Source organism: Bizionia paragorgiae, assembly GCF_900107625.1.
Classification (GTDB): Bacteria; Bacteroidota; Bacteroidia; order Flavobacteriales; family Flavobacteriaceae; genus Bizionia; species Bizionia paragorgiae.
The window spans coordinates 107924-125699 of sequence record NZ_FNQK01000004.1; the positions used below are offsets into that span (position 1 = coordinate 107924).

A 17776-nucleotide genomic window follows, 5' to 3' on the forward strand; every position below is an offset into this window, starting at 1 on the left:
ACGATTAGAATATATGCCGATCGTTGTTTAATTACTACTAATTAAACCAGCATACGCGATCAATACTTTTGTTTAGGTTTTCAAAGAACTCTGCAAATATGATTTGCTTTTATGCAGTGGAACTGCATAACATTTGTTATTTTTACTATTTATCTACTATATCCCTCTTACTTCTCTATTATAAATTTCATTAAATAACAAAGTCTTGAACAACGTGTTTGATTTATTGTCTGTCATTTTGTTATAAAAATCAAGTTTGGTATTTATAAAGTTTAATAACTCTCCATCTACCTCTTCTTCAAATTTATCTTTAATATTACTTTTAGAATTTTGTTTGTTAAAATAGGCCATTAGTTCATCATTCTCATATAGATTTTTTCTTACTCGGTTAAAGTCAACTTTGTCTTCTTCTGTTAACTCTAAACCAAACGTATCATTCAATACTTTTATAATTTTAGTCAAGAAATCTATTTCTTCTTCTTTTTCTTGTCCAGATCCTCCAGGTGTCATTCCATAATCTTCTCCATCTTCGGAAACTAGGTCTAGACTTGCTGTAAACTTATGTTGAATTTTATAACTATCTAATTCAATATCATTTACTACATCTACAGGTAAATCAGTTTTAACGTACGGTAACTTTTTAAGTAAGGCAGAAAGGAACACGTACTTTTTTTCTAAATCCACATCTGTAAACTGAATAATCTGACTTAAAAAGCGATAGATTTTAGTATAAGACTTTGCTGCTGCTTTAAACGCGTTTTTATCTTCATCCTCAAGCTCATTATCAAAACGTTTAGCAATGTTTCCTAATATAGGCTGGATACCTTCCATATTGTCGTTTGGCTTAAAGAATATCTCTGCAAAAGCCTCTACTTCTGTATTATAAAAGACATTAAAACTATCTACTACATCTAAAATGGTGTATAAACTATTAGGATCGGTTTCATTTTCCTCTTCCATGAAGTTTTTTCCATAGAAATGCTGAAAATCTGCTCGTACTAATTCAGGATCGTTTACAAAATCTAAAACCATAGTAGAGTCCTTACCTCTTCGATTTCTATTTAATCGTGACAAGGTTTGTACTGTACTTGCTCCTCCTAGTTTTTTATCTACAAACATGGTATGTAGTAAAGGTTCGTCGAAACCTGTTTGAAATTTATTAGCAACAATTAACAATCTATTTGCTGGCAATTTTAAAGCTTCAGGAATACTAATTTTACCTTCTAAATTATTCATACTGTTTTCGGTATACTCCTCATTAGTATCAGGATCTTTTACTGTTCCTGAAAATGCTACTAAGGCTCTGTAAGGCAAATTCATTTCTTTTAAAATAGCGTCAAACTTTAGTTTAAAGCGTACTGCATGCAATCGTGATTTAGTGACCAACATCGCTCTGGCTTGTCCTTGTATTTCGTTTTGTGTTTGGCTTGTAAAATGCTCCAACATAATCCTTGCTTTCTTGTCAATAGCATGGTCTTGAAGATCTACATAATTACCTAAAACGCGTACTGTTTTCTTTTTGTCGTACTCTTTATCTTCAATTTCTGTTCGCTTTACTAATTTGTAATAGCGTTTAAAAGACATATAGTTTTGAAGTACGTCTTTTATAAAGCCTTCTTTAATGGCTTCCTCCATCGTGTACTCATCAAAAGCCTCAATCTTCCCGTTTATTTTTGTACCAAACAACTCTATAGTTTTTTGCTTTGGTGTTGCTGTAAAAGCAAATTGCGAAATGTTTGGCTGTTGTCCTTTTTTAGAAATTTCTTCAGCAATAATTTCATCAGCGGTTTTTATATCTGCTTCGTCTTGCTCTGCTTCTTCTAGGCTTAACGCTTTACGCATTTGTCTTGACGATTCTCCCGATTGCGAACTATGTGCCTCATCAATCAAAATAGCATATTTACGATCAGGGTAATTAGTTACATTTTGAGCTATTACTGGAAACTTTTGTATGGTTGTTATTATGATTCGCTTTTTATCTTCAATAGCCTCTTTTAAATCTTGAGATGTTGATCTTTCGTCTATATAAGCAACAACTCCTGGTGTGTTATCTAATTGACGAATATTATCTTGTATTTGCTTGTTTAACACACGTCTATCCGTAACCACAATTACAGAATCGTATAAGGCCTTATCATCTGTATAGTTTTGATAAAAATTGGCTAACCTGTATGCTAGCCAAGTAATGGTGTTTGATTTTCCAGAACCTGCTGAATGTTGTACCAAATAATTTTTACCAGTACCATCTGTTTTTAAAGCTTCTAAAATACGTTTTACAGCTCTACGTTGGTGAAAACGAGGAAACAGTAATTTGGTAGATTTTTTATCTTCTAACTTTTTAGTTTTTGGGTTATATACTTTTTCTTTATCGGTTTGCACACTTATAAAGTTTTGCACTAAATCTAGCAAAGAGTCTTTACGCAATACATCTTGCCAAAGGTATTCTACAGCAAAACCAGTATCTGAATGGTTAGTTAACCCTGTATTAAATGGTAAAAAGTACGTAGATTTCCCTTTTAACTCTGTTGCCATAAATACTTTTTCAGTACCTATTGCAAAATGAACTAAGCAACTTTTAAACTCTAAAAAAGGTTCGCCTTTAGGGTCACGATCTTGCATAAACTGTTTAATGGCGTTGTGATGGTTTTGACCTGTTAAAGCATTTTTAAGTTCTGCGGTAACTACAGGAATACCGTTAATAAATAAGACAAAGTCAATCTCGTTATTATTACGATTAGAGTATTTTAACTGACGTACAATAGATAATCTATTTTTAGCATAAGCTACTTCGTGTTCTGGTGTTTTGTTGTTAGCAGGTTTAAAATAAGCTAAATCTAGTTTTTGACCACGGTCTTTTACACCATTACGTAATACTTCTAATGTTTTATTTTTAGAAATATTTTTAGCAACATTTTCTACTATTTTAGTATCTACTAAAGCGCCGTATTGTTTAGATAACTCTTCATACTTTTTAGGTTGTGTATCTTTTACAAAGGCTATTATTTCTGAAGGAATAACACACAAATCTTTATCATACAAACTAGGTGATACACTATGGTATTCTTTAACCGTATTAACTAAGTAATTTTCTATATGTGCCTCAAAATGTATTTCTTTTGTACCTGTTGCCATTTTAGTTTGTTTTTTACCCAATAGAAACCAATATTATTCCATTATGAGCCCTTTATGTTTTTTACAGCTCTACTTTTTGAGCCCTTAAATTAAATATAAAAAACCTGTATTTACTAGGCTCTCCTTGTGTTTAGTGATTTTTATTCTAAATATTGAGCCCTTATTGAGCCCTTATTGAGCCCTTTGTTTTATTATTTCTTGCTCTAGTTGATCCCATTCTAATAATTGTGTAAACTTTTGATAAACTTCACTTATAAAACTTGCCAAGACACTTAAGTCCTCTGTTTTCTTATCTAACTCTTGTAAGAATGGATATGGAATTAGTATTGACACTTCGTACCCAAAGGAAACATCAAAACGAGATCTATTACTCTCTTTTATTTTTTTTACCCAAAGGGATTCTTTTCTCCAATTATATGTCTTTTGAAAAGATGTATCAAAGAATTGTTCTAAATCAACCCAAGATTTTTTAAGTATTCTACCTGTTCTATTAAAATTTGCTTGTGTACAAATAGGTGTCAATTCTTTGTCCTTGTCAAACCAAAGTCCTGTGATATAACCTTGCCCAGAAAATTTTATATGTGAAGTAAATGAAACATCAAAGATGGTATTATCTATTTCAACTCTTGTTGTATTGCGCCAATTTTGATTATTTGAATTATATAAAGAATAACCTTGTGTTTTTGTATTACCAGGATAAATAGACGCTACTAACGTACCGTCGTCTCTAAAGCTAAATAATACTTCGTCTGCCCATGGTTCTGGAAATTTGAAGCCATTACGACCACCTTTATCAACAAGATTGTAATCTTGCATATTTGATGCTATAGCCGCTTGCAATCGTAAAATGCGTTGATCATTGTATTGCTCACTTATGGGCAGGCTTGCAAAAGGTGTTACAGGTAACCAGTCTGACTTATACTGTCTTATAAGTCCTAAAAAATCTTTAAGAAATGGATTGCGTGTCTTTAAGTATCGTTCAAAATTATGAGCTCTTGAGACTTGTTCCATTACCGATAGCCAATTAACGCTTTTAACAGATACATCTTCTTTCTCGTGAACACTATTTAAGAGTAACTGATGAACCTGATTGTATAATTGCTGTCTGCAATCTTCACCGTGTCTTTTAACCTCTATAATTATTAAAATATCAGTTAGTTCTATAAAAATGTCAGTTTCTGGTCTGTAATCTTTTGAATGAGAATATTGAAAATTTTCAAAAAAATCAATCATATCTAACACCTCAGATGTTAGTGCAACGGCATAGATGTTTTTATAGGCGGCACTATCAACTTTTTGTAAGTTTACCTGAATGTCTATAGACACATCTGCATTTTCATTAAAATTATTAAATACATAGTGATAATCTTCGGTAGATAAAATATCTTTAATAAAGTCATTAAAAAGCACATTGCTATTTTGCAAACAAAGTACAAAAGCTCTACTTATGTTATCTTCTATATTCTCTTTAGATTGATTTTGACTAAAGGATCTAAAAATATTTAAATGTCTATCCATTTATTTTAAAATTCGTTAGGTTGCCAATCTCTTACATCTATTTTACCAGTTACCGCTTCGCTAATTATAGATTGACGATAAGATTTTAGTTTTTTAATACTCTTTTCTGTTTCAACTAAAATTCTATCCATAATCTTAGTTTTCTTGTTAATAAAATCTGCTATTTCTGTTTGTTCTTCAAAAGAAGGAAAAGGAAAAGTCATATTATTAAACTCCTTAGCTTGTAAACGCCATCTCCCTAGTTGTGAGACACCTTGACCGTGTGAATAAAATATTCTCTCTTTATAACATAATTGACAGATGTATAAAAAATACTGTTGGTTACACTTTTTTTCAATTAATTCAAATACTCTATAATCTGGACTGGTTACTCCAATTTGCTTAGATATATCGACATACCCGGTTAATAAATCCATATGATTCATAACAAAATCACCTTCATAAACAATTTGATACTTAGAATAATCCATCGAGAATTGTCCTTTGTAATTAGATATATCTTTAACCTTTAATCCTCTTTGTGTAACAGAGAGAATATCATATCCAAGCTCTCCTGCAATCCTTTTTTGAATATTAAAAATATATTTTAGACGTTTAGCTTCCCAATGCTCAGGAATCCACCCTAACCATTCAATACCAGAATCCTTCATTTTGGTATTAGGGTTTAAACCTTTGGTAACAGCTTCGTTAATGATGGCTTGGCGTTGTGCTTGTAGTTTTTTTATTAATTGCTCTTTTTTTTCTATTAAAGCATCAATAATTTGGGTTTTGTGGTCTAGGTATTTGGCTATTTGGGTTTGTTCTTTTAAAGAAGGAAGATTTAAATACAAATTTTTAACATTCCCATCATTTATTCCAGCTTGTGCTCCACCCGTTTGATGTGTTAAAATTTGCTTTCTCATCATCAGAAACATATAATAAAGAAATCTACTATTTGCTCTGTCTTTAAATTCATCAATAGCAACTACTGATTGATTAGCACATGCTTCAAAATTTAAAAAACCAATATTAGCACATGTCGCTCCAGTAAGAGCGATTAATACAGTACTCTCTTTTATCCATTTTGTTGAACTGTTTTTTAAACCTTCTACAGTAATAAATTTTTCAGCAGTAGTAATTTCTCCATTTTGTAATTTACCAGATGGTAACCAAGGAATTTCTCCATTATCCCAATATTCAGATTTTATTGTTGAAGGTGTTCCCCCTGCATATGTATTTGCAATATGTTTTACTTTGCAAACTTTCCATTCACTAGGAACTTCTGGATACCAACTTATATTAGTTGTTTTATATGACTTATATCTCTTCATTAGGCTAACAAATCATTTAAAAGTTTGGAAATATCTTTTTCAAGGTCTATAATTTCTGCTTTAATTTGAGCAGCAGGTTGCAACCCTTTGTACTCGTAAAAGTATTTGGTAAAGTTAATTTCATAACCAATACGTGTTTTATCGTAATCTATCCAGGCTTCTGGTACGTGTGGTAATACTTCATTAGAGAAATAGGTTTCTATATCGTCTGTTAATGGTACGTTTTCTTTATCTCGTTTTTTAGAGTCTGGTTTTGGGTTGCCTTTACTCATTACTAGTTTACCATCTTTATACAATGGTTGCTCTATAATGAGTTGGTAATAGCCAAAATCGTCGTTATTATAAATTTTACAGTGTTCGCTCTCTTCAAAGTTGGTATATAAGTCTAATAAAGCTTCAATATGGTTTTCGGTAAGTTCGTTACGTTTGTTGCCTAAACTCTTTTTATTAGAGCGTGCAAAAATATGTTCACTTTCTTCTTTACCTTTAGCATTGGTACCAATCACCTTACTAGCATTTCCGTTAATTAACTGTACTTTACCTTTACGGTTTTCGGCTTTTTTATTGGTTAAAAACCAGATATAAGTGTTAATACCTGTGTTGTAAAACAAATCTTTTGGTAAGGCTATGATACACTCTAGCCAATCGTTTTCTATAATCCATTTACGTATGTCGCTTTCGCCACTTCCTGCATCACCAGTAAATAATGGGGAACCGTTGGTAACTACACCAATTCTAGACCCATTGGTTTGGTCCATTTTAGAAATCATATGTTGTAAGAACAATAATTGTCCATCGCTGGTACGTGGTGTTCCTGCATAAAAACGACCTGCTGGGTTAAGCGCTTCGTTTTCTATAAAGTTTTTGTCTTTTTTCCATGTTACTCCATAAGGTGGATTTGCCATCATATAGTGAAACTGCTTGCCTTGAAACTGATCGTCTGTAAACGAGTTACCGTGTTTTACATCTCTAGGGTTTTCACCTGAGATTAAGGCTTCTGACTTTGCTATAGCACAAGACTGCTCATTTAATTCTTGACCATAGGTTAACATGGTTGGTTTGTTGTTGGAATCTTTACAAATTTCATCCAAAACGTAGTTTTTACCCAAGTTCACCATACCACCTGTACCACAAGCAGGATCAAAAATAGTACGTATAATTCCTGGTTTACAAAGCTCCTCTTTTTCTGGTGTAAAGATGATGGCATTCATTAAGGCAATTACATCACGTGGTGTAAAATGCTCTCCTGCTGTTTCGTTGGATTGCTCGTTAGAAATACGAATTAACTCCTCGAACACATAACCCATACTGTGGTTATCTATAGTATCTTGATGCAAGTCTGTTTTACAAATGGCATCAATCATTTCATACAACAAACGGTTTTTTACCAATCGCGCAATAATTTTATCGAACTGAAAACTCTCTAAAATATCGCGTACTTCTGGGTTAAACCCGTTTAAGTAATTATTGAAGTTAATCTCAATGTATTGTGGTTCGTCTTTTAACGAATTAAGCGTGTGTTTTGAAGTATTGTAATACGTTAAACCACCTGCTGCTTTTTTAAGGATTGGATCTAACTTGTCTTCGCTAACCTTATCTTTAAAATCGTTGTAACTTTTACGAACGTTTTCGTTTACGTTTTCGAGCATACAGTCTAGCCTACGTATTACTACAAAAGGTAATAGTACATCTCCAATTTCATTTTTCTTAAAGGCATCGCGTAAGACATCGTCTGTGATTTGCCATATGAAGCTTACGTCTACTTTGTTATTTATGTTACTCATTTGTTATTTAATTCTTTGAAATTTTGGTTATCAAATTCATACGATTTTCTAATTGTATATCTTTTAAAATTTGATAGCTAGATGTTTTTTTTATTTGAGGCTTGGAAATATATTCATTATCTTCTGATAATTTTTGATGTATCTCTTTAGGCTTATTTTTGTTAAAAAAACGAACAATGCTAAGGATGTCAACATTAATTTTTAATGCGATGTCCTCCATACTTCTAGCAAAATAATAGTCTTGTTCATATTCCAATACTTCTTTTTTAAAATTAGTAAAATATTCTATAAACCTAGGAGAAACTACAGTTGAATCTGACAACCAACCATTTGTTTTTCCAACAAGGTACTTATCTGAAAACAAATCTATATCAAAGGTTCTACAATAGTACTTAATAATAAAAATTGTAATTTTATTTTCTCTGCAGAAATCTCCTATTGTGGTTTTATTTGTTGTCATAATATCCTATTTAATACAAACTTATAATTTATGTGTGCAGTTGATTTGCGTTGTTAGTTGAAATTTGATAAAATGGCATTTTCAACAAAACCCTCGTTAAAGATTGTATTAGTATCTATTAACTTGTTTTTCTTGATAAGCTCATGAACCTTATGAGCATTGCTTATATGCTTATGCTTTTGGATTTCACCAATATAATTGTCAATATCTTTAAACACCCAATTTCTGTCTCCGTTTGTTTCATTTTTTATTCGTTTTTTATCAAAAGCTATAAAACCTTTATGGCTGTATATATAATGATAGTTAGTTAATATTACTCTCTCGTGAAACGTTTTAGTATCAGTTTGTGTTATTAAAGAAATTTCAACTCCGCTTTTACTAGTAATTTTCTTTTTCATTTTCTTAATGATCTCTTTCGCTTTGTTTTTTGTTAAGTTGCCTCCTTTATTTTGAAGGACAATCATTAAATGAAATGGTATATCTAAAGTGTCTGGGACAATACTATTTAATATTGGATAAATATTATCGTTATTTTCTTCGCTATATTTTTGAACATCCGACCATAAAAAATTATCAATAATTATAGCAGAGTTTAAAGGAGTTAAGGGTTTTTCGGTAAATAACTCGCTCCAACAATTTAATGTGCTTTTAGTGCTGTCAATACTGTACCCATAATGGTAGTTTTGATTTTGGATAAATGTTTCTTCTAAATTAATCGCCAATATTCCGTATTTATCTCTAATATCTTTAGTTTTATCTTCATTTAAATCTAAAATTAATATATCATTTAAAAAATTCTCATATTCTTCTTTTGCTAAATTTTTAAATTTGCCTTTATCAGCTAACAAACCAGCGTTTTCCCTTTTGAAAAGAGCTTTTAGTAATGGATTGACTTTTATAAGCTCAAATATTTCTTCTTCCTCATTGTTCAGAACGACATCACAAAACTGATCAATAATATTATATACTGTTAAATGATCTTCACTCATTAAAAGTATTTCTTCTAAGATGTCTTCGTTACAGAAAAGTTTATGTGCTCCCATTACTTGCTTTTTAAATTAGCCTTGTACATATTAACTGCGAGATCGTCTGCTACATTGAAAAATCCAGTTCCAAATGGTCTGTCAAATTTTCCGTTTTCCATGTAGATCATAGCATAAGGCCCTTCGTTTTTATCAAAGTAATAAAGGCCAAATAATTTTGGGTGCTCTAGGTTTAAAAATTGAGATTGCCTAATAACATATTCAGAATGTGTTTCTATTATAAATCGAATACCGAATTCACTATAAGCAGCCATAAATAAATCTGCGAGTTTAGACTGTAAAGCTGGATGTAAATTTGCTTCAGGCTCTTCTACAACAATTAATTGTTGACGTTTATTGCTATATCTAAAACTTGAACTCTTTCTTGTACTATCTATACATAATGCGACTTTAAGTATTATCGCAAATATTTGTCCAGCTCCAAACCCTTTGTCAACCATATTAACCCAATCATTATCCTCGTAAACTAAAATTTTTGATGCCACGCCATCTATTGACTTTATATCGTAATTATCTCCAATATCAAATTTTCGCATCCAATTCTTTAAGAAAACACCAGCTTTACTTTTTTTATTTATTGGATTATTAGAGTGTTGTTTTATTAACTCGTTTATATCCGTTGATGTATTATTATTGATATATAATCTCGTTTGATTATTTCTATGTGGGCTTAAATGGTCTACAGAAAAGTGTAAAGCGGAGTTGATTCTTTCTCCTAAACGAAAAGCTTGTGCAGAACCACCACCAGCACCTGCTAATTTAATTGATTTATCATTACTTCTTAAATACTCAGGAAGAACACGCTTAATAATTCTTTCTATTGTTCTTTCTGATGGGTGAAAATCTTCTAAAGAAAAGCTTGGTCGATAAATTATTACTGATTTTTCTGTAGGAATATTTTCTTCTAATTTTTTATTAGCAATTCGAAGCTTCTTTTTCGACTCTGTTATTTCTTGTTTTAATGAAATTATTTTTTGGTTAAACCTTTTCAGTTCTTTTTCATAATACAAAATTATTGCTTCTGGATTTGTACTTGCTATTAATTTATTTGCATCTGTCTGAAATTCTTCAGCTAAAATATTATACGTAATTTCATTAATTTTTGTAGTTGGTTTTTTTTCTATTTCTAATCCTTTTGAATTTAGAAACTCTACAGCTCTATCTATCGAAACATTTAATTCTCTTAATACTTTATTAAATCTAATTGTTGGAGGAACATTATTACTGTCCTCATTTTTCGAAATCGTAGATTCTGGAGTATTTTTATCATTTTTTTTCCCAGTTCCATCACAATTATTACATGGTAAAACTGTTTGCATACGACCTAAAATAGTTCCTTTTTCTTTTATTACTTCACCAGAACCATTACAAGCAATACAATTTTGATTTTTTTCTCTTTTACTTTCTTCCTCTACTGTTTCTTTTTTTTTATTTTTTATTTTCTTTTCTAATTCTTCAACATTATTCTCTAGTTCGCCGAGCTTCTTTTCGTCATTATACAGCAAATTTTGAATGGTTTTTACCAAATCTTTATCTTTTGATCTTGCCTCATCATCTTTAGATTCTATGCGCCTTCCAATTAAAGTATCATCAAACTCTAATTGATAATTTAAACCTCCAATATTATAAATAGCAAGCTTTGCTTTATCTTCTCTTTCTAATTCTAATTTGACTAACTTACCTTTTCCATTAGTTTTATCTTCACCTGGTTGAAACCAAAATCGAACATCGTACCCTCTGTTAGAATACTGGAAAAATAAATCTTTATTGTTATGCGCTTTGTTAAGTCTATTAATAGCATTATCAAAACAATCTACTTTATGCTTTCTAGCCTTTTCACCATTAAAATCTAATTCAAAATGGTTATCAGAATTGATATGATCTTCTAACAATAAAAGTGATTTTAAAATTGTAGATTTTCCAGAATTATTGGTTCCAGTTAAAAAGGTAATAGGAGCTAAATCTAAATCCCAAGTTTCCTTAATTTTTCTAAAATTAGATATTTTTATATTTTCCATTTCTTACTTTTAAATCTATATTAATAACTCAAATGAAACTTTCTTGAGTTAAAAGTTAGCTTCTTATTAGACCTTCTTAAATGTATTATTATCCAAAACTTAGATAAAAACTATTTTAATTCAATCTACCCGTATATTTAAATTGACCTATTGGCTTATATCAATTGTCAAAAGATTAGTTATTTCTTAATGACAAGGCAAATATTAAATAAATGCATGCACCTATTCTGCATAGTTGTAATTATTACTTGTTTCTTTAATTAAATCAATCATTTTCAATCTTACCTTAGCTGGCTCTAAAATTTCCAAATCCGGACCAAATGCCAAAAGTTGTTGATAAAGTTCTTGATTAGGTATCACCTCAATCGTCATAGAACAATTGGATTGATCTTCTTTATATATTTTTTGTGTTCCATGTAAAGGCTTTGTCAACACATAGTTAATACGCTGTTCTGAAAACCTTAAAACTATTTTTTCTACTTTACCTTCTTCGGGTTTGGTTACACCAATAATATCATCAAAATAGTCCAGCCAATTAATAGTACTGGACTCAAAACTAGCGTTCAATTCTTCAATACCAGTTATTCTATCTAATGGGTAATTAGAAATGGATTTATACTCTTCGTTAAAACAAAATAGAAACCAACGGTTATTATATTGCTTTATATGATACGGACAAACAACAACATCAAATTCAGGTTTACCATAGGGTTCATAGGTAATCTTAACTTGTTTCCGTTTTAATATCATATTAAACAAAGTCCCGATATGCTCACGGCCTTTTAAATCTAAATTTTCTTGATAGCTAATAATACCATTATCTCCACTTTCAACCAATTGAAACGCTTGTTCCATTCTGGGTATTAGTTCTTCTAACCATGAAAACTCTGCTCGGTGTTTGTATCTGGATAAAATTGCAATGGTAGTTTCTAGTTGTTCTACATCATTAACATTCAAGGGGTGGTTTGCAATAGAGAAATTTTTATCTTGATATTGAAAAGCTTTTTTTCTACCCTTTTTTAAGGTTTCATCAAATTCTATCGCCCATCCAGCATCAGATTTCATATGCTCGATATCATACTGAAGCTGACGCAATTTTATACCTTCTGTACCCAATTCAAACAAGACATAATTTACTTCATTTAAAAGATCATCATAATCAAACAAGCGATTGTGATTGTTAAAACAGCGATCTAAAATGGTGTATCGAATTTGGGCATGTCTATTGGTGGCCATTATAAACTATTGATTTGGTTGGAATGCATTAATTTTTAAAAAGTTAAATCGTCTGCTTAGATATTTATACTACTGATTTTCTTCTTCTAACGCTTTTGTTAACAGTATTCGTGATAAATATCTTAAATGGGCAGAAACCCCGTTCAATCTTAAAACGACTAAATCACCGGGAAACCACTTAATTATTCCTGCATCACTACAACACATAAACTTGCCATCTTTTGGTTCTAAATCAATTTTAAAAAATAGACAGTTTTCTTCAGGACAAAAAAATCGATCTCCTATTTTTAAAAGGTGAGAAGAAATCTTCTTGTCCATTAAGTTAATTCTGCCTTCAATATCAAATTTCACATTTGCCATAATATAATACTTGTACTTTTTTACTCACAATAGCCCATAAAAAAATGCTCGTGAAAGCATCGTATACCACTATTGCAATACGGTTGTTTGGTTTGGACTATAAATATAGGAATTACAGTGTATCTATTACTGTAAAAATTCGTAATGAGAAGAAATAATTAATATTCGTTTTTATTATGAGCAATTATGCAATAAAATGCCATATCTGTACACAAATTCATCAAAGTACCAAGATTATAAAAGCCCAACAACACCTAAAATTCGGCCCTAAGAATAGCCGATATGTAACTATCACTCAAGTTTTTTAAGCACAAATGAATATAACCAAATAATAGGTTTATGCTTTTTTTTTGTTTTAATAAAAGAGCTTTGCTTCTAATTGGTTTTTGTTACGGTCTTTTTAATATTTTTAACTATATAAATATTATAAATGCTCACTAAAATAATAGCGAGAATAAAACCAATAACAAATATTTGGTTTTTACTTTCTGAGAAATCAAAAACGGTTTTAAATTTTTTAACATATACTGAACGCAGATAATAACTAAAAACAATACCAAGAACAACCGCTAGTATCGTTATTATACTAATAATAACTTGGTAGAATCTAGCTATATTTTGATACGAGTAACCTATGGAATAGAGGTTAACAATCACTTCTTTGTTTTTTTGAATTACAAGATTAAAACTTAATAAAATAAAAGCTATTGATAATGCAATAATGACCAATGCAATACCAGATATGAAAATTAATGCTGATTTAAAAATAAATGAGAGTTTGCTAAACTCTAATTTATCTTTGCTTATATCATAATTATTATCGTTAAAATAGCGTAGTATATTATCGTCTGATAAATTATCCAATTCAACTAAAACTCTACTTATTCGAGACGTTTCTGTACGACCAAATTTTGTATTTGCATAGCTTAAAAATGCTTCAGGGACTAATATGGAATTTATTTTATTTGAAAACCCCACAATTTTTGAGCTGTAAATTTCTGTGTTATTATTACCAAACACTTTAAGATTAAACTCTACTTGCGAAATCGTATTTTTCGATAATACCGGCAAACCTTGACTTTCTGCGAATCCGAAATTATAAAGTGTTAAATAAGATTCTGGAATAACTATAGGTACGAAATTTTGAGATTTTTCCCATTGCCAATCTTCCACCTTAACATCTAAATAAGCATCAGGGATACTTTCAAAAAACAAGTCCGTTTGAAAAAGCGGTATGCTTTCCGAATGATTAGAAAATGCTTTTATTTTAAAATTAGCATTATTAAAAACAGATATATTTTTAATAAATGGTTGTGCTTGTAATTCCTCTAATTCTTTTGGAGTAAAATATATTTTTTGTTTATCGATAGATTTAAATACCGAAACTTGTTTGCTTATCACAGCTGTTTTAGTGTTGAAAACATCTGTTTTTTCGTTTAATATAGGTTTAGCGTCTATAAATAATTGAATTGTAGATACAATAATAAACACACCAATAAGTAAGGTTAGCACATAACCGAACAATTGCGTTTTTACAAGCGTTTTTTTCTGTAATTTTATAAGCATTATTACAAATTTATTGTAGCATTAAAATTAAAGACATGTACCATATCCAAAGCTGTCATTAGTATACCTGCATTCTGTTGCATGGCTTCATTTTGAATTAATGCTGAGGCTATTTTAATATTAGTAGGATCTAGATGACTAAAAGGTTCATCTAATAATATAAATTGGAAAGGTTGACATAACGCCCTAATTATAGCAACGCGCTGTTTTTGTCCTAAGGACAAGTTTTCTACCAAGCTATCTCTTTTATGTTCTAGGCCAAGTTGGTTAATAAATGCATCAATTTCGTCTTGAGTTTTATGATGTGTTAAATTATTCTTGAGCACTATATTTTGATAGACGCTAAGGCTTGAAAATAATTTAAAATCTTGAAAAACATAACTTAATTTTTCTTTCCGCAATCTAAGTACGTTAATTTCTGTTTTAGAATTATAGCTAATCCTCCCCTGATAATTAGTGCTGCTTCCGTAAATAAAATTTAAAATTGAGGTTTTACCGTGGCCAGAATTAGCCTTTATTAAATAGTTTTTTCCGTGACTAAAAACAACATTGGGTTGCATATATATGTCAGAGTTCGAAACTTCGATCTCTGACATATAGGATGGTTTTATGTTATTTAAAATTATAGTCATAAATAAATTATAATCTCATATAACTATTAAAGCTTTTATCCATAAGATTTAGCATTGCATTTAAGCTGTTTTTACCTTCGTCTTTAGTTTTTAAATCTATTTGCATTGCATAATTATCTATCTGCTTTAACTCTACAGATGATGCAAAATCACTCCACATATTAATAACCTTAGCACCTCTACTATTCTTATCTTTATTAATTTCATCTTTTATAGTTTTAGGATAGGTATCAAAATCTAAATTCACATAGGCATATAACGGATTATTTTTAAAATTTGAAACTACATCTGACTCTGACAAATTATCTGAAATTAACCCGCCATTTTTAAAGGCTTTTATGCTTGATTTATCATTAGTAAGGTAACATGTGTTAGAATTAAATGCTATGTACATGTCAAATTTATTATCAATTTTAATTTCGTAGTAATCACTTCGTTTTTGTAAATTCTTTTCTGGAATTTTTTCAATAAGTTGCTGAACATACGTGCTAGTCGACATATCAAAAGCTAGCCCCATAATTGGTAAAGGTTCTGTTTTGGTAACATTATTATATCTGTAATTACGGTAAGTATATTCTACTTCTTTTATATCCATCAAATTAAAAACGACACTACCCTTAAAACTCTCAACAAAATCTTTGAGTGGAAAGCCCAATTGCTTTTCGAAATTGCTTTCCATTTTGTCAAAATCCTTCTCAGATTTAAAAATATTGTAATATGCCAAAGGATTGATAGAAACTCTAGCATTTGCTAAACTATTTTTAGGTAAATAATTAAGTAAATCTGCATTGAAATTTGTGCTTAAAACTGGATTTTCTTCTACCATTTTTTTCACATCTTCGTTTGGGAATAATTGCCATTGTATAGACATCTTATTATCCTCAAAATTTAGATGAGCCCCCACATAGTTATCTGTGAAATCAAAATCTACGCCACGCATCATACGCTTGTATTGGTAACTATCTTCTAGAAGATCGGTTGAAAACCAAAGACTAACATCTTTTTTATTGTTGTAAAACGCAGTAAAATCTATGTTTTCACTAATCTGATTTTTCTCGTTTAATTCAAAGAGTGTTTTTATGGTTAAGTCGAAATTCTTTCGGCTTTTAATATTTTTTGAAGCTAAACAAATCACCTTATTATTATCCCACGCAAAAGCAACTTCTTTATTTACGATCGTATACTTATAGGTCTTTTCGTTCTCCACATCAAAAGAAATATCTCCTTTATCTAATAGATTTTCAATAAAAATTGTAAACTTTTCTTCATTTTTAAGATCCATTGACATTGCAAAATATTGCTCGTCTTTCGCCTCATTAACATAAAACATAAATAAATCGTTAGTGAAATCTAATCCTGTTTCAGTAGGATCATCAATCACATTTTCCAGCATACGTGAAACTTTTTTATTTTCATTCCTAATTTCTCTTTTAAAGGATTTAAACATATCAAATTGCTCTAAATCATTCAATTCTCCTTTTTTAATTAAACTATAGACATCAATAACTGTGACCACATTTGTACTCTCGGGTATAATAGACAAACTTTTGGGTTCGCTATTGCATGAACTAAGTATTATAAGGGATAAACTTAGGATAACGACTTTAATAAATTGAATTGATTTTAATGATTTCATGTATAAAATTGTTTAGTTTAATTGGTTACGCATTACTGATTAATATTGTATAGCTATGTTATTTCTAAATTATATTAAATTAGAACATTACATTCACATTACCTTAGAAGCTAAATATTTCTGAACTTCATAAACGTCTATGCTTTTATTAAATTTCTTGCTCACTGAAGGTGTGTTTTCGCTAGAGATCCAAATTTTTAATTCGGCATCCAAGTCGAAAGTTCCAGAGGTTTCTAAAGAGAATCTTGAGATACTTTTATAGGGCATAGACTTATACTCTATTTTACTCCCTGTTAAACCTTGAATATCTATAAGTATCAAGCGTTTATTGGTGAACATAAACACATCCCTAAATAGTTTAAACCCAAGTTCAATCTGCTCGCTATCGGTTAATAATCTTCCGTACTTCTCCGTTAACTGTTCTACAGAGGCTTGACTTGCATTTCCTAATATTTTATTGAGTAATCCCATGATTTTAATTTATGGTGTTGGTGTTTTAAATATATTATTTGTAGTGAGATGGAATCTCGTTGATGTTACCAATAAAAATGACCTTACATCTTTATTACTTTGAGAATTAACTAGGCCCACAATTTAAATTGTCTTTGTAGGGTGCTATGTATTTCCAATAGGCTTTACCTGCACTGACTAGATAATGAGAAGAATATTTCAGTTTTGTATCTGAAGCCACTTGATAGATATACTCGTCACAAGACATACTGTACTTTCTATTAAAACATACCACAGCAAAATATAAGTTGCCATTAGTAGATTTTACTTCATAAAAGGTCACTTTAGAAATTGAAGTGCTTGTATAACTGGTATAAGTGGTCCCTGTGTTTTTGGATTTGATAAGCTCTATAAACTCATCACAGGTTTGTGCGCTGGTAGATATACTAAATAGTATAAGTAACGCCAGGATAATAGCTTTCATTAGGTTGATTTTTTTTTAATCACATCAGCCCATAAAAAGATGCTCGTAAAAAGCATCATACTAAGCTATTGTAATACGGTTGTTTGGTTTGGGCTATAAATATAGGAATTACAGTGTATCTATTACTGTAAAAAATCGTAATGAGAG

Annotated in this window: 14 protein-coding genes; all 14 read right to left on the bottom strand. The window is 30.4% G+C overall.

Going from position 1 to position 17776, the window contains the following annotated elements; translation table 11 throughout:
• Positions 1 to 156: 156 nt before the first annotated feature.
• Positions 157 to 3132, bottom strand: coding sequence for a type I restriction endonuclease subunit R (locus BLV64_RS03870; protein WP_092132694.1), 2976 nt, complete (start codon positions 3130 to 3132; stop codon positions 157 to 159).
• A gap of 171 nt (positions 3133 to 3303) precedes the next feature.
• On the bottom strand, positions 3304 to 4650 hold the full coding sequence (locus BLV64_RS03875) for a hypothetical protein (protein WP_092132696.1): 1347 nt from the start codon (positions 4648 to 4650) through the stop codon (positions 3304 to 3306).
• A gap of 5 nt (positions 4651 to 4655) precedes the next feature.
• A complete protein-coding gene (locus BLV64_RS03880; RefSeq protein ID WP_092132698.1) occupies positions 4656 to 5960 on the bottom strand; it encodes a restriction endonuclease subunit S in 1305 nt (434 codons plus the stop codon).
• Positions 5960 to 7744 (bottom strand): type I restriction-modification system subunit M, encoded by a 1785-nt coding sequence (locus BLV64_RS03885; protein WP_092132701.1) that lies wholly within the window; start codon positions 7742 to 7744, stop codon positions 5960 to 5962. Before BLV64_RS03885 ends, BLV64_RS03880 begins: the two co-directional genes overlap by 1 nt.
• 7 nt (positions 7745 to 7751) lie before the next feature.
• Positions 7752 to 8204 (bottom strand): hypothetical protein, encoded by a 453-nt coding sequence (locus tag BLV64_RS03890; protein ID WP_092132704.1) that lies wholly within the window; start codon positions 8202 to 8204, stop codon positions 7752 to 7754.
• 53 nt (positions 8205 to 8257) lie between these two features.
• Entirely contained in the window at positions 8258 to 9247 is a 990-nt protein-coding gene (locus BLV64_RS03895; protein ID WP_092132707.1) for a hypothetical protein, read from the bottom strand.
• Positions 9247 to 11265: an AAA family ATPase gene (locus tag BLV64_RS03900; RefSeq protein WP_092132709.1), complete on the bottom strand. Its 2019-nt coding sequence runs from the start codon at positions 11263 to 11265 to the stop codon at positions 9247 to 9249. The genes BLV64_RS03895 and BLV64_RS03900 overlap by 1 nt, the downstream gene beginning before the upstream one ends.
• Positions 11266 to 11487: 222 nt before the next feature.
• Entirely contained in the window at positions 11488 to 12501 is a 1014-nt protein-coding gene (locus BLV64_RS03905) for a helix-turn-helix transcriptional regulator (RefSeq protein ID WP_092132712.1), read from the bottom strand.
• A gap of 69 nt (positions 12502 to 12570) precedes the next feature.
• Positions 12571 to 12861, bottom strand: a complete 291-nt coding sequence (locus BLV64_RS03910) for a hypothetical protein (protein WP_092132714.1) — start codon at positions 12859 to 12861, stop codon at positions 12571 to 12573.
• A 375-nt stretch (positions 12862 to 13236) separates the two neighbouring features.
• Entirely contained in the window at positions 13237 to 14427 is a 1191-nt protein-coding gene (locus BLV64_RS03915; protein WP_092132717.1) for an FtsX-like permease family protein, read from the bottom strand.
• A gap of 2 nt (positions 14428 to 14429) precedes the next feature.
• Positions 14430 to 15023, bottom strand: coding sequence for an ATP-binding cassette domain-containing protein (locus BLV64_RS03920; RefSeq protein WP_245705867.1), 594 nt, complete (start codon positions 15021 to 15023; stop codon positions 14430 to 14432).
• Positions 15024 to 15066: 43 nt separating this feature from the next.
• Positions 15067 to 16695 (bottom strand): DUF4836 family protein, encoded by a 1629-nt coding sequence (locus tag BLV64_RS03925; RefSeq protein WP_092132723.1) that lies wholly within the window; start codon positions 16693 to 16695, stop codon positions 15067 to 15069.
• A 93-nt stretch (positions 16696 to 16788) separates the two neighbouring features.
• Positions 16789 to 17166: a PH domain-containing protein gene (locus BLV64_RS03930; RefSeq protein ID WP_092132726.1), complete on the bottom strand. Its 378-nt coding sequence runs from the start codon at positions 17164 to 17166 to the stop codon at positions 16789 to 16791.
• A 106-nt stretch (positions 17167 to 17272) separates the two neighbouring features.
• Complete coding sequence (locus BLV64_RS03935) at positions 17273 to 17629, bottom strand: hypothetical protein (RefSeq protein WP_092132729.1); 357 nt, start codon at positions 17627 to 17629, stop codon at positions 17273 to 17275.
• Between the last annotated feature and the right edge of the window lie 147 nt (positions 17630 to 17776).

What these genes read in the sequence shown, in the direction of transcription:
- BLV64_RS03880 (WP_092132698.1), bottom strand. Translation starts at nt 5,960, where the DNA reads ATGAAGAGATATAAGTCATATAAAACAACTAATATAAGTTGGTATCCA.
- BLV64_RS03905 (WP_092132712.1), bottom strand. Translation starts at nt 12,501, where the DNA reads ATGGCCACCAATAGACATGCCCAAATTCGATACACCATTTTAGATCGC.
- BLV64_RS03885 (WP_092132701.1), bottom strand. Translation starts at nt 7,744, where the DNA reads ATGAGTAACATAAATAACAAAGTAGACGTAAGCTTCATATGGCAAATC.
- BLV64_RS03935 (WP_092132729.1), bottom strand. Translation starts at nt 17,629, where the DNA reads ATGAAAGCTATTATCCTGGCGTTACTTATACTATTTAGTATATCTACC.
- BLV64_RS03925 (WP_092132723.1), bottom strand. Translation starts at nt 16,695, where the DNA reads ATGAAATCATTAAAATCAATTCAATTTATTAAAGTCGTTATCCTAAGT.
- BLV64_RS03915 (WP_092132717.1), bottom strand. Translation starts at nt 14,427, where the DNA reads ATGCTTATAAAATTACAGAAAAAAACGCTTGTAAAAACGCAATTGTTC.
- BLV64_RS03895 (WP_092132707.1), bottom strand. Translation starts at nt 9,247, where the DNA reads ATGGGAGCACATAAACTTTTCTGTAACGAAGACATCTTAGAAGAAATA.
- BLV64_RS03930 (WP_092132726.1), bottom strand. Translation starts at nt 17,166, where the DNA reads ATGGGATTACTCAATAAAATATTAGGAAATGCAAGTCAAGCCTCTGTA.
- BLV64_RS03920 (WP_245705867.1), bottom strand. Translation starts at nt 15,023, where the DNA reads ATGTCAGAGATCGAAGTTTCGAACTCTGACATATATATGCAACCCAAT.
- BLV64_RS03910 (WP_092132714.1), bottom strand. Translation starts at nt 12,861, where the DNA reads ATGGCAAATGTGAAATTTGATATTGAAGGCAGAATTAACTTAATGGAC.
- BLV64_RS03900 (WP_092132709.1), bottom strand. Translation starts at nt 11,265, where the DNA reads ATGGAAAATATAAAAATATCTAATTTTAGAAAAATTAAGGAAACTTGG.
- BLV64_RS03875 (WP_092132696.1), bottom strand. Translation starts at nt 4,650, where the DNA reads ATGGATAGACATTTAAATATTTTTAGATCCTTTAGTCAAAATCAATCT.
- BLV64_RS03890 (WP_092132704.1), bottom strand. Translation starts at nt 8,204, where the DNA reads ATGACAACAAATAAAACCACAATAGGAGATTTCTGCAGAGAAAATAAA.
- BLV64_RS03870 (WP_092132694.1), bottom strand. Translation starts at nt 3,132, where the DNA reads ATGGCAACAGGTACAAAAGAAATACATTTTGAGGCACATATAGAAAAT.